The 12,487-nt window shown below is 46.4% G+C and carries 12 protein-coding genes; 2 read left to right on the plus strand and 10 right to left on the minus strand.

The window, feature by feature from the left end:
- Nucleotides 1-85: 85 nt before the first annotated feature.
- The 5 genes from NZD89_RS18210 to NZD89_RS18230 form a co-directional block, all read right to left on the minus strand.
- Complete coding sequence (locus tag NZD89_RS18210; RefSeq protein WP_268004191.1) at nucleotides 86-1,354, minus strand: MFS transporter; 1,269 nt, start codon at nucleotides 1,352-1,354, stop codon at nucleotides 86-88.
- Nucleotides 1,355-1,510: 156 nt separating this feature from the next.
- Entirely contained in the window at nucleotides 1,511-2,035 is a 525-nt protein-coding gene (locus NZD89_RS18215) for a DnaJ family domain-containing protein (RefSeq protein WP_268004192.1), read from the minus strand.
- 426 nt (nucleotides 2,036-2,461) lie between these two features.
- Entirely contained in the window at nucleotides 2,462-3,202 is a 741-nt protein-coding gene (istB, locus tag NZD89_RS18220) for an IS21-like element helper ATPase IstB (RefSeq protein ID WP_268004193.1), read from the minus strand.
- The gene (gene istA / locus NZD89_RS18225; RefSeq protein ID WP_268004194.1) at nucleotides 3,189-4,679 is read right to left on the minus strand and encodes an IS21 family transposase; all 1,491 of its coding nucleotides are present in this window, start codon (nucleotides 4,677-4,679) and stop codon (nucleotides 3,189-3,191) included. Before istA ends, istB begins: the two co-directional genes overlap by 14 nt.
- A 131-nt stretch (nucleotides 4,680-4,810) precedes the next feature.
- A complete protein-coding gene (locus tag NZD89_RS18230; RefSeq protein ID WP_268004195.1) occupies nucleotides 4,811-5,506 on the minus strand; it encodes an IS110 family RNA-guided transposase in 696 nt (231 codons plus the stop codon).
- Nucleotides 5,507-6,076: 570 nt separating this feature from the next.
- Here NZD89_RS18230 and NZD89_RS18235 point away from each other — a divergent pair.
- Nucleotides 6,077-6,715, plus strand: a complete 639-nt coding sequence (locus tag NZD89_RS18235; protein ID WP_268004196.1) for an HD domain-containing protein — start codon at nucleotides 6,077-6,079, stop codon at nucleotides 6,713-6,715.
- 589 nt (nucleotides 6,716-7,304) lie between these two features.
- Here NZD89_RS18235 and NZD89_RS18240 read toward each other — a convergent pair.
- The 5 genes from NZD89_RS18240 to NZD89_RS18260 all read right to left on the minus strand — a co-directional run bounded on the left by NZD89_RS18240 (nucleotide 7,305) and on the right by NZD89_RS18260 (nucleotide 11,621).
- Nucleotides 7,305-7,436, minus strand: coding sequence for a hypothetical protein (locus NZD89_RS18240; RefSeq protein WP_268004197.1), 132 nt, complete (start codon nucleotides 7,434-7,436; stop codon nucleotides 7,305-7,307).
- Between the two features lie 292 nt (nucleotides 7,437-7,728).
- Nucleotides 7,729-8,043 (minus strand): LSm family protein, encoded by a 315-nt coding sequence (locus NZD89_RS18245; RefSeq protein WP_268004198.1) that lies wholly within the window; start codon nucleotides 8,041-8,043, stop codon nucleotides 7,729-7,731.
- Nucleotides 8,044-8,927: 884 nt separating this feature from the next.
- Nucleotides 8,928-9,578 carry an MBL fold metallo-hydrolase gene (locus NZD89_RS18250; RefSeq protein WP_268004199.1) on the minus strand — a complete coding sequence of 217 codons (651 nt, stop codon included), beginning with the start codon at nucleotides 9,576-9,578 and terminating at the stop codon, nucleotides 8,928-8,930.
- A gap of 57 nt (nucleotides 9,579-9,635) precedes the next feature.
- Nucleotides 9,636-11,027, minus strand: coding sequence for an MFS transporter (locus tag NZD89_RS18255; RefSeq protein ID WP_268004200.1), 1,392 nt, complete (start codon nucleotides 11,025-11,027; stop codon nucleotides 9,636-9,638).
- A gap of 15 nt (nucleotides 11,028-11,042) precedes the next feature.
- A complete protein-coding gene (locus NZD89_RS18260) occupies nucleotides 11,043-11,621 on the minus strand; it encodes a cysteine hydrolase family protein (RefSeq protein ID WP_268004201.1) in 579 nt (192 codons plus the stop codon).
- Nucleotides 11,622-11,741: 120 nt separating this feature from the next.
- Between NZD89_RS18260 and NZD89_RS18265 the strand changes: the two genes are divergently transcribed.
- On the plus strand, nucleotides 11,742-12,320 hold the full coding sequence (locus tag NZD89_RS18265; protein WP_268004202.1) for a TetR/AcrR family transcriptional regulator: 579 nt from the start codon (nucleotides 11,742-11,744) through the stop codon (nucleotides 12,318-12,320).
- Nucleotides 12,321-12,487 lie beyond the last annotated feature (167 nt).

Raw genomic sequence — 12,487 nt, forward strand, 5'->3', positions numbered from 1 at the left:
CTAGGGGTACCGCCAACAAAACGCGAAAAACGTACGCTAAGACAATTTCTAGGCATCAGATTCTGCTCTTATGCACGCTAAGCGGTCAGGAGGAAACCTCGACACTTTTCATCGATCTAATTGACGAAAAGACAGCCCATAACACGGGCAAAATCCCACCAATCGCAGATATTGCGAGTGTCGATCGCAAGCCAATATGTGAACCTAAGATTCCGCCGACGAGAGAACCGAACGGAATTATCCCCCATATGATAAATCGCACACTAGCGGTCATTCGCCCTAAGAGATGAGGCGGTGTAATAGCTTGACGTGCACTAACTTGATTTACGTTGTATGCGACTGCCCCAAAACTAATTAGTACACCAGAGGCTACATAAAAAGAGAAACCCACCAGAACTGGACGATGTGCAAGAGGTAGGAGCAATCCCCCTATGGTGGACGATATCTGAGCAATGATAATTGCCCAACCAACTCCCACAGATTTACCCAAGCGTCCTCCCGTGAATGCCCCGGCTGCTGCACCAATTGCGTCTAGAGCATACACGACACCCAATAATGAAGCGTTCATACCGATGCCACGAACGGCAAACAACACCATGACCGCTCCCGTAACACCGAATGAAAAGAAATTACCAAGAGCTGTTGTGATCACAATTGAACGCAAAAATGAGTGCCGCACTACAAATGTCAGTCCTTCACGGATTTGCATCCAGATTTTCTGCTCATTCGGCGATGTTGGTACAGTCTCTGGGCTGCGAATTGATACGAGAGACAATACTGACACAAGGTACGACCCTGCATCGACAAGCAATGCAAATGGTGCTGTCAACCATTGAACCAGAACACCCGTTATTGCAGGTCCTACAATTCCACTGACCGCTCTTGTAGTCTCTAGCTTGCTGTTTCCTTCCACGAGTGCGGAACTTGTAACGACACTTGGCAGATAGCTTTGATAGGAAATATCGAACAAGACGGTCAAGCAGCCAACGCCAAAGACCACTGCGAACAGGACCCACATCTTTAGACCATGGAAAAGAACTACAAGTGGAATTAAGCTGAGTAAAACAAAACGTCCGGAATCGGCGATTACTAGCAACGGACGACGCCGAACTCGGTCAGATAAAACTCCTGCAAAGAACGCAAAGAGAAACGGTACACTTTGTAGTGCTTTCAGAATCCCCATCTCATTTGCTGTTGCATGTAAAAATAGAACAGCGGTCAGTGGAAGTGCTAACCCAGTGACCTGTGAGCCAAATTCCGATATTGTTTGACCGAACCAGAGTTTCATGAAGTCCATGTGCTTCCACAGATGAGCCCGCGATTCAGTAATTAAATTCGTACTGGATTCGCCCAACAGTGTCTACCTCATTTCGATGTACATGACCTATACACTCTCTGATCAACCAAAGTCTAAACTTCTTAGCGTACGGAAGTATGGCTTTTTATAGCCATAAATTGTCTTAGCGTACGTTTTTCGCGTTTTGTTGGCGGTACCCCTTCTATGGTCATTTCACTTCCATTCCTCATATAATTTAACTATATTATGTGAGGAAATAGTCCTTTTCTGAAGATATGAACTAGGACACTGTGCATTAAATTTGTGTATCTTGACGTTGATGTCCTTAATCGCGGTGTCTAAATCAAAATTCTGTTGAGAATCCATTAAAGATATTACTCGTTGAATATCACTACGAATTTCATGTTGTAAGGCTAGCCACGGGGGTACAGCTCCTGCGTTTTTTAAAATACCCGAAAATGCGTCAGTGTTAGGATCAATGCTAAGAGGTTTACCCTTGCCTGGTAAGTTATCAAATCCGCCTTGGTTTTGATAATCCATAATTACCTTATCAATCCAATTCTTATCCTGGACATAATCAATGCGCTTGGGTTGTTTTGTTACAATTGCTTCGGGAGGAACCCCTTGATCTTCAGTAAAATGAGTTTCCTTATGTGTATTGTTCTCACTCTCTTTTAGGTTGTTGGTTTCCTGTTCATTAGATTTAAGATGTTTCTTACGTCTCCATAGAAATCGCATTTACCTCATCCTCCCCACAATGAGAGATGACATCGATATCCATCTTGCGTATTACTGCCCGCTAACGCAGTAACAGTTCCGAACCAATACTGTATATTTATGTATCGGAGAGTCCAAGTCCTTCTTCGACATTCGCCCCCGTTGATATGAACGACACCGTCAAGCCCCGTGTCGTGATGGGGTTGAAAGCCCAGACGGAAGGCAAGGTTCGTCGACGGTTGGCACACTGATATCCGTGGGTTGGTTACCCTGAATCACTGGAGCTCTCTCGCTTTCCGTTGCCTCCTGTGTTTTGTCAAGAAGATTTCCCTGGTTTTATCATCACTTTTTCCTTGGTGTAATCATCGATTTTTCCCTGGTGTGATCAACTAAAATCCCCTGGTATTATCACGAGAATTCCCTGGTGTATTTCCAGTTCTGTTTGGGTCATTTTTGCCGCATCAATGCGTGTTTTAGTCGGTAGCTTTCTCCCTCAAACACAACAAGTTGTCCATGGTGCGCCAGACGGTCAATCATTGCAGCAGCCATCTGGTCATCCGTGAAAATACCGCCCCATTTGGAGAACTCCAGATTCGTGGTGATCACCAAACTTCGTCTCTCGTAACTAGCTGCAACCACTTGAAATAATAGCTGCGCCTCTTCACGGTCCATCGGAAGGTAACCCCACTCATCAATGACCACAAGCTGAGCCTTTTCTAGTTCCTTCATTATGCGTTCTAAAGATCCAGCGCGTTTGCTCTCGCTCAGTCGTGTCACCAGGGATGCTGCGGTGAAAAACCTCGTAACAATTCCCATCTCACACGCTTTCGTTCCTAAGGCAATGGCAAGGTGTGTCTTACCAGTGCCGACAGGACCATACAGAACGAGGTTCTTTTTCTCCTGGACAAACTGACACGAAGTCAGTTCATCCAGGGACAAGGTAGAGGGCAGGCGAAGTGAACTGAATTCGTACCCCTCCAGCGTTTTTCGTACAGGGAACGCAGCTCGTTGAAATAAACGAATTCTCCGCTGACGCTCGCGGTGCTCCAATTCCTCCCGGAACACCTTATGTAGAAACTCCTCCTGTCTTGGCGTAGCTTCTAAATCGCATAACCGTACCGCATTCTGACTCAGGATTAATTGTCGGCAGTATTGTGAGATTTCTAGTCGTATCTCACTGCGGTCCATGCACTTCACCTCCGAATGCGGGTAGTAAAACATCATACTGGCTCATGTCGGGTCCAGGCTCCCCTGGCGTATCCAGACCGTAGTGAGCAATCCGAGCCGCAACAACTGCTGCATTGACCTCAATGCCTTGTGTGCGTTTGCGAACAATTGCTTCCTGTATCGAAGTCACCGCAACGTCCAAGCCATATTGGTTAGACAAATCCTTCATGAGGCGTAACGCTTGCCGTAACCCACTCCTGTCCTGCTCATCCATGTAATCACGAACCTCGTAGGACATTTGGCTACGCATCAGGCTGTTTCGCCATGCTCCTGGTTTTACAATCAATTGATCTAGCATCGTTAACCAGTCGACTGTGTCTGTCCGCTCTGTACCGAACTCCCTTTCGTGGCGAGAGATAACGTCACCCGCTTCATCAAGTGGTTCAATGAAATGTGCGCCGATCCGGACAATAATCTCCCGGTCTGCATACAGCGGCGAGGAAGAATAAGTGTGCTTGCCATCAAGTATGAACTTGCCATAGCCGTTGGTCTTTACATGCCCATATCGGCAAGATTCAAACGGCGCGTTTGGGAGTGCTCGCATGGCTTCCTTGTCCTTCTCAAACAACTCGCAGATAGGTACTCCTTTCTTGTAGTGCTCGCGGCTATTATCCAAATCGCATAGTTCGAATAATTCAGTGTTCCACTCATGCAATGACACTTTGGATGGTAGGGGAACCATGTAATTTCTCCGAGCGTAACCAACCTTGTTCTCCACATTTCCTTTTTCATGACCGCTATTCGGATTGCAGAATGTAATCTCAAATCCGAAATGGGCTTGGAATCGCTTAAACAACTGTGTAAGGCGAACTAGCTCTCCAATTCGCCTGCCGGCTGCTGTGGCATTGTCAATCACAAGTCGTGACGGAACACCCTCAATATGATAAAAGACGTCCATTAATCCTTGGCATAAGCATTCAGCAGTTTCACCGAGAAAGCACTGAACAAATCCTGCATTGCTATGCGGGAAAGATACCACCAGATACTTCGTAACGCGTCGCACGCCGTTTACAATCACATCACATTCACCAAAATCAGCCTGAGCCTCTCCAGGATGCCACTGAAGTTCAAGATAGCCCTTCTTACTAAGGTGCTGGCGTTGACGAAATGCGGTCACGTATCGGTTCACGGTCGGGTACGAACAGTTGAACTCCGGAAACTTTTTCACGAGTCGGTCATATACTCGCTTCCCCGTATGACGTTGCTTGTACCGATTTTTAGCATCTTGAAGAAGCCATGCATCAATGGTTGGCTTGTAGGGATCCAACTTGGATGGCTTAGACACTGGCACAGGCAGCCTTGGGGAGAAGTCCTCCTGCTTCATGTATTTCCGAACGGTCTTGGGATCTAGCCCCAATTCCTTTGCAATCTGATACGCTCCTTTCTCTTGGAGTTGCAGTTCCTTGATCCGGTGAATCTGCTCCATACTCATCGTCATCCTTTCTCCTCCTCGCATTTCTACAAAGAGGATTGTAAGAAGCAAATGACACAATTAGGAGAGATACACCAGGGAAATTTCCAGATCAGATCAGGGATTTCCTGATGACATCAGCAAGGATTTCTTAATGATTAGATCAGGGAATTTCTGATGATCGAAACCTCCATTTTTATTTGACCATACACAGCCTCCAAGTGTATAGCTGCCTCAAGACGTTTGAGACGTCCCTCAATCTCGTCTAAATGATGCAAATACTCCTGGTACACCACTTGCTCTCGACGATCCGTCCATTTTAGACCGTCCAACCACCGACGATACATAGCTCCCCAAGCACTAAGTTTAGTTTCAGGACGCCGATTGTGTCTGAGTAGGAACTTGGATAGCCGATGCCTTGCCCGTGTACGGTCTTCCACCGCATCTTCCCGTGCCCGCACTAAATCCCGTAATGACTCGTTTTCCTCATTCGGGACAAAGACTGCAACCAATTCACCAGCACGGAACAACTGTGCCAATCTCAACGCATCTCGCTTGTCTGTCTTCACTCGGTCTCCTTGGCGAACTGGAATGAGGGATGGTGCGACAACGGTACACGGCATGTCCATTGCGCGCAGTAGTCGATACAGTCCATAGCCTGTCGGCCCAGCTTCGTAACAAAACTCCAGTTCGACGCCATCTGAAGCCAATCTATGTACCAGGCTTCTTACAGCTTCCACCGTATGAGGGAACATTCCGATATATCTCGGTTCACCACGGCCCTCGTCTGCTACCGCAACTGCGATGCTTTCCTTAGACACATCCAAACCTACAAACTTTGTGATAGTCTTCATAGTATCGGCTCCCTTCGTATGTGGATCTGCACTGTTCTCCTAACTTCAGTGTAAACCACGATGTGCGAAACGGAGCCGGTGTCGTTCATTATGACTAGCTGAATAAGGAGCGATGCAGATATTAGACATTCGCTCCTGTTTATTTAAGAATAATCTGTACTTTTTTCCTGTGAAATGTGGGTTCAAGGTCACCCATTACGTACATATAGCACGCAGTTTTAAAATGTGTTACTTGTCTTGATTTTAAAGGTTCTGTCAGGGTTATGCGCATGGAAATACGTGTCAGGAACGAGCTTGCAGAAGATGAGTCCCTGCCCCCACCGTCCCTCGTTCTTGTGAACTGTGTTGCCCAGAGTTCGATAACGCTTCTTGCGCTAATGCCCCCCAAAAGTTCAAGTAGATTCCCAAATAGATCGGCATTTTGTTACTCTGATTTGATAGATCCATCGATCCCCCGAACCAAAAAAGATCATCACTTCTGGTCAGTCCAGATCGATTGATTGGTCGTCCCGCATATTCCATACACGTTAGAGCGTAATAATAAATGTCACTAGAGGAGGAATAAGTGTCGTGGGAAAACAGATCTCCGGTATTGATGTCCCAGATAGCAAGTTGTGTACGGAAGCGGCAGAGATACTACGTGAGAACGGGAGCTCTCTACTCTGGAACCATTCACACCGCGTTTACCTCTTTGGAGCGTTACAGGGTCAAAAATGCGGATTGAAATACGATGCTGAATTGCTTTATATTGGTGCAATTTTTCACGACCTTGGGCTGACCAAGAGATTTCGTAGTCGGAACAAACGATTTGAAGTTGATAGTGCGAACGCAGCCCGTTGTTTCCTCGAATTACACGACGTTCCAAAACAGTCGATTCAACTTGTGTGGGATTCCATTGCACTGCACACGACGATCGGCATTCCCCAATATAAGGAGCCTGAAGTAGCACTCGTCTATTCCGGGGTTGGTTATGATGTAATGGGTGAGAACTTTCACAGACTCTCTGCAGCCGAGCGCGAACAGGTAGTGGCGACTTATCCCCGTGATGGATTCAAGTATAAGATTCTTCCTGTATTTTTAAAAGGTTTCGCACACAAGCCGGAAACGACATTCGGTAATATTAACGAAGATGTGTGCTCATGCTTGCTCCCCGGATTCAAGCGTATCGATTTTTGCGATCTCGTATTAAATTCCCCTTGGGATGATTAACCTCTCAATAGGCATACCCCTATCGGGTAGTCCAAGTCAGTTCACTTTCCCAGTTATATCTAGTAGACTCGCTATGGCGCATTCATGCCTGTTAGTTTAAGAATTATCAGTTCCTTTGTCCTGTGAGGGGTCGGTTCAAGGTCACCCATTACGTACATATCGCACGCAGTTTGTCGGTTAGCTTACGTTTCAAGTTTACAGGTTTTATCCGTATTGATCAGGGGAAAAAACTTCAAGTGACCGAGGCAAGGACCGTGAAAAACTGCATTAAGTAGTTGCTCGATTATTGACTAAAGCCACCTTATGTTCAACAAGCTGTTCGCTCCGGTCTATTCTTAAAGTATTGCAATTAATGTGATACCTTAATATCGATATTCGATAAGAGGTGATTCACTATCGAGGACCTTGTACTGCGTCAGAACCATGTTTCGTGTGATGACGAGGAGTTCTTCTTTCTGGACTTCGAACATGTCGGAGGGAATGGTTCGTCTACAAAGCTTGGGACTAAAAAAGAGCCCGCCCAAATTGCGCGGACTCTTTCCTGTAGTTTTCCTCCCCCGGAATGGGACATTTTGTCCCTACTGTTACATTAGTACACGGGTGTTGTCGCGCAGGACTTTGCATATCCGTAGCCATACGGAACGAGAAGGAAGAACAGGACAAAGATAATCAAGAAAACAACAGCCCATCGGGTGTAAATACCGAATGCTCCATCGTACATTCTTGTCACCTCCACTTCAATGGAAATTGACCAGATAAAGTTGCTTGTTTAGTAGGCGTATCCGCCACCATAAGGAACTAGGAGGATGAACAGCACGAAGATAATCAAGAAAACGACTGCCCATCGGGTGTAACCACCAAAACAACCATCGTACATTCCAGTCACCTCCCATCCCAACCAAATACAATGTAGCGTATGGCTGGACGTTCAGTAGTGAGGCGGCTTTTGTCTGAAGTCAGTCTCGCTTATAAGACACAAAAAAACCGCCTCTCTTTACGAGGAACGTACCAAGTCAGTAATAGTACCCGTAGGGATAGTACCAATAAGGATAAGTGGCAGCAGCGGCTAAGCCTGCGAGTGCTGCCCATGCAAGGAAGAAGAATGGGAAGAAAGCTTCCGACACATCTTTATTGCTATCGGCATCTGCTATTGCATGTTCGACAGTTGGCGTACTCAGTTCTCCAGATGCCGAACGAAATCCCCTTGCATTCATCAGGTAAATCCCCCGACCATCCACTGAATGTAAAACACCATGATACACTGTCCCATCCACATGACGGGCTATGACCCTTTGTCCAACTAGCCTTCTTGCATGGTGCATCATCATGAAGCTCACCTCCCTCAAACCAACGTAATTTACGATATGGGGGAGTCTTCAGTCGCGACGCGGCGTGTGTCCTATAAAGCAATAAAACCTGTGAGCTACAGTAACACGCTCCTCTTTAAGAGGGACACGAGTTTACTAGGAAACAGTATCTTAAAACAAAGCCTTTAGTTTATTACACCCACGACTCGAAAATGATTTGCCCATATAGCTTGTCAGAGGGAATTTAACGAGAGGAACTCGGAACATAAAAATCAAAACCCGACGCATTTTCATTTTCCGCCAAGAATTTATCTGCTTTTTTCCCTTGGGCGAACTCTTTTGATAGCCACCAGTGGCTATAGTTGAATCCACGCCCGAGAGTACAAAATGCAAGCGGAATGTTTCCATTGCAACATTTGCATCGATTGCACTACTTACATCATCTTGTCACGTCCCTCCTTCGAAACTTGTTTGAAACCATATCATACGCATCCATTTTTATGAAAGAACGACTTGCGTATCCTAGCGCCCAATTCTATCTCCACGTCGGTACGTTTTCATAGAATGTTGGCAGAAGTCTTTTACAGGAAGTCATACGCCTGGAAAGCACAACGAGAAGCGATTAACTCTATTTATAATTATCCCTGTAGATATAAGGTCACCCATGCCGTACATATAGCACGCAGTTTTTAGCTGTAAGCTTACGTTTCAAGTTTACAGGTTTTACCCAGAATGATGAGGGGAAAAATCTTGAAGACGCTTTTCAAACCGGACGTTTAATTGCACACAAAACGGCGTAGTTGATACGCCGTTCGTAATGTTGCGCTTTTCTCTGTTCTTCTCCGGCAGCAGTGGGCTAATAGCGGCAGTTTATGGGTTCCCGTCCCAAAACCAATCTTACGATTTCACTGATACTGCATAGCGACAACGCCGGAATATTGCGACAAGCTTGCTGTATTAATGTCTAATATTCTCACTTCGGTCGCCCGCTGACCCGCAGCTTCGATGAATCGATCTACTTTATCGAATAGCAGCACCCCAAGAAGGGACAGTGCCTTCGTTCGGTAATGCATGGGAATCGTGACAGTGGGTTTAAGTTGTTGCATCACTTTTGCGCCGTCCTCTCCGTTTAAGGTCATTTTGCCTCCAACCGGGATCATGAGAATGTCCACGTTGCCAATGTCTTTGACTTGCTCCTCTGTCAACAAATGACCTAAATCTCCGCAATGACAGATTGTCAAACCATCCACGATAAAACGGAAGACAATGTTCTCGCCTCTCTTTTTTCCGTTTACTTTGTCATGGTAAGTCTTGAATCCCTTAATGGATACGCCATCTCGGTGATATTCTTTTGGCTCATTGACCAGCAGATAGTCGCCGGTAGCCACCTGAATTTTATTGTGATCCCCATGGTTATGTGTAACGGCAACGATCTCCGTTTCAATTGGTTTCGGCATCTTGTATCCGAGCATTCGGTCAAATGGGTCTATCAGAATGCGCACACCCGCTTCTGAAGTCAGTAAAAACGAAGATTGACCAAACCATTTAATTTGCATAACAAAGCCACCCTCTTAATTATTTTCGTTTGCAAATGTTGCATAGGTCCCCGTTATTCAGGATGTAGCACTTGATGCTTCTTGGTTTATCACCTTAAGTCGACGGTCGGCACTGGTCATGACCAGTGCGATGACGCTTACCGCGATCATTATGATCGCAATGTGATGCAGACCGCTATCTGAAACCTTCGTCCGAAAAACAATGCCGATTAACGCGGAGGAAGCAATAGAACCAATATACCCGAACGTACGGAAGAGACCCGAAGCTGTACCAATCTGGTCTGCAGAAACCTGCATGTACAACGCGGTTTGGTTACTGCTGGACATTGTACCCATCGTGACACCGAAGATTAGGGTGATAAGCAAAATCCAAATAATTGGCGTAGTCGTTGTGAGAAAGAGTACCCCAATGGAGGCAACAATGCAGGACCCCGCAGCAACAATGAGCGGTCCACGAACCAAGTTCCGTTTTGAAATTGGACCTACTACCAAAGCCGAAAGTACGCTCATTGGTAGTATTAGAAGTCCGGCTTCAAGTGCGGACGTTCCGCGTGCCGCACCGATCCACTCAGTGACGCCATACAGTACGGTATAAAGGCACAACATCAGAGATGCAAACCGTACATAGGTACGAGTGAGCGCTAGGTTCGAGGCGAGCATACGTACATCGATGAAAGGATGTTTTGCTCGCAACTCCCACCAGATAAGCAAAATGCCCAACACAACGGACAGACCGAGGACGCTCCACTCGGGTCGAGGCAATGAGAACAGGAATGCCATGAGTGCGGCGATGGTTACAGCGAATAGAGCGACGCCGGTAATGTCGATGCGTGATGAGATCTCCCGTACTGTCTTTGTTCCCTTCATCTTTACATCCTTCGGAATCCAAAACGTAGCCATGACCAGCGCGACAAGTGCAAAGGGGATATTAACTAGAAACGTTGTTCGCCATCCCCACGCATCCACGAGTACACCACCAATCGGGAGTCCCACAGCGCTCGTGACAACTCCCGCAATCTGAAGCGCGCCCAGTACGTTTCCAGGCGGCTTCGACATCCCGGACGATTCTGCACGTCGACGAATCAGGAGCATAGCCGATGGATAGGCAGTGGAAGTTCCAATGCCGATAAGAATTCGTGATACGACCAGCATTGTCGAGTCACGTCCAAAACCTCCCAGCAAACCTCCCAAAAGTACCATAAGGATTCCCGCAAGAAATACCCGACGGGGACCAAATTCTTCTGAAAGCTTTCCGGCAGTAGGCTGAGCAATCGAACTCGCTAGATAGAGAACCGTCACGAGTATTGTGGTTTGAGCCGCTGAAACATGCATAAATGCAGCAATCGGCACTAGTGCAGTGGCGATCATCGAGCTATTGATTGGGTTGAGCGTGGACCCCATGTACAGCGGTGCTACGAACCTCCAAGAGAAGGGGTTACCACTTGGCATAATTTGCTTCACTCCTTAAACTGTTTCTTGCGTATTTAAAGACAAGTCGTCGATCCAATTATCGACAGTCAACACATCCGCCTGCCGAGGGAACACCTTTTCCATGAGCACGCGATGAACTTCAGGATCAGCATCAGCGCATGCGTCCGAAAGTACTTTGATTGCAAAATCCTTGTCTGCCGCTTCGCGCAACGTCGACAGCACGACTCCACTCGTGGCAATTCCCGTTAAAATTAAAGTGTCAATTTGTTTGGCGCGAAGGATAACTTCCAAATTGCTTCCAGCGAAGGCGCTAACCCGATATTTCGTAACGATCGGTTCACCATTCGTCGGGCGCACGGACTCGTGGATTTGCGTCGCATGATCCGATACGGTCATACCACCAAATTGAGCAATTTGTGAGAAAGCCTTGTTTCTTGCACTTACCTCTGGGTATCCTTCATTAAAAGCGACTCGTACGAAAACGACTGGGATGTTGTATTGCCGAGCCGTTTCCGCCGCTTTTTGAACTGCGCGTAACATTTCCGGATTGTCTTGAAAACGGGCTACGATTCCATTCTGCATGTCCATAACGAGTAGTGCCGGTTTGTTCATGTGTGTTTTACACTCCTTCGGATTGATTTATAATAAGCGGGGAATTCTCCACATGATTTTAAACGGGGAAGTCTCCACTTGTCAATTAGGTTCGAAAATCTGATGTAGGGACTGGATATCGTGAAGAGCACGGGACAAAAGAAGGGTCGAGCAGAACGCCGCGATGCTGCTGAAAATCGTCAGCGGATATTGGATGCGGCAATAAAGCTTTTTGAACAACACGGTGTTGAGCAGGTCAGTATGAACCAAATTGCGATGGAAGGCTCGGGAACTCTTTATCGACGTTATAAAAACAAAAGTGAGTTATGTCTGGATTTAATTAAAGACAACATCGTTCTGCTTTTCGAGGACATTGACGTGTACTTGAAACAGCATCAGACCGCCCCACCGCGTCAGCGGTTAAAAGGGGTACTCAGTCTATTTATGCGTTTTCGCGATAAAAAACTTCAGTTGCTGACAGGTGTTGAAGAGGGAGCACTAGCGGGTAGTCATTTTCAGTTCAATCTGCACGAAATTGTCGTTCAACTGCTCAACGAGATGAAAACAGACGAGCATACCGAACCGAACACTGTGTTTAAGGCTGATATGTTACTGATGGCATTAAGAAGTGATTCATATGTGTTTCAAAGAGATGTGCGTGGGTATTCGTCTGAATCGTTTTTGGAGCAAATTTGCTTGACATTTTTTCCGGAGAGATAGCCTACAGCTATCCATGAAGCTTAAAAAAGCGAATGTCGCCATCATACTCAAATCACAATACAAGGGCTGCCGCTGGGTAGCCTTTTTTAAACAGATTTATGACATCGATGCTAATAACACTTATCCACCCTTATTGCGCTAAACTCGTTAGCTGAAGAAGGAGCGAT

Source organism: Alicyclobacillus fastidiosus (genome assembly GCF_026651875.1).
Taxonomy (GTDB): Bacteria; Bacillota; Bacilli; order Alicyclobacillales; family Alicyclobacillaceae; genus Alicyclobacillus; species Alicyclobacillus fastidiosus.

Coding starts and splice junctions, on each gene's coding strand:
- NZD89_RS18215 (WP_268004192.1), bottom strand. CDS start 2,035: ATGCGATTTCTATGGAGACGTAAGAAACATCTTAAATCTAATGAACAG.
- istB (WP_268004193.1), bottom strand. CDS start 3,202: ATGGACCGCAGTGAGATACGACTAGAAATCTCACAATACTGCCGACAA.
- istA (WP_268004194.1), bottom strand. CDS start 4,679: ATGACGATGAGTATGGAGCAGATTCACCGGATCAAGGAACTGCAACTC.
- NZD89_RS18230 (WP_268004195.1), bottom strand. CDS start 5,506: ATGAAGACTATCACAAAGTTTGTAGGTTTGGATGTGTCTAAGGAAAGC.
- NZD89_RS18240 (WP_268004197.1), bottom strand. CDS start 7,436: ATGTACGATGGAGCATTCGGTATTTACACCCGATGGGCTGTTGTTTTC.
- NZD89_RS18245 (WP_268004198.1), bottom strand. CDS start 8,043: ATGATGATGCACCATGCAAGAAGGCTAGTTGGACAAAGGGTCATAGCC.
- NZD89_RS18250 (WP_268004199.1), bottom strand. CDS start 9,578: ATGCAAATTAAATGGTTTGGTCAATCTTCGTTTTTACTGACTTCAGAA.
- NZD89_RS18255 (WP_268004200.1), bottom strand. CDS start 11,027: ATGCCAAGTGGTAACCCCTTCTCTTGGAGGTTCGTAGCACCGCTGTAC.
- NZD89_RS18260 (WP_268004201.1), bottom strand. CDS start 11,621: ATGAACAAACCGGCACTACTCGTTATGGACATGCAGAATGGAATCGTA.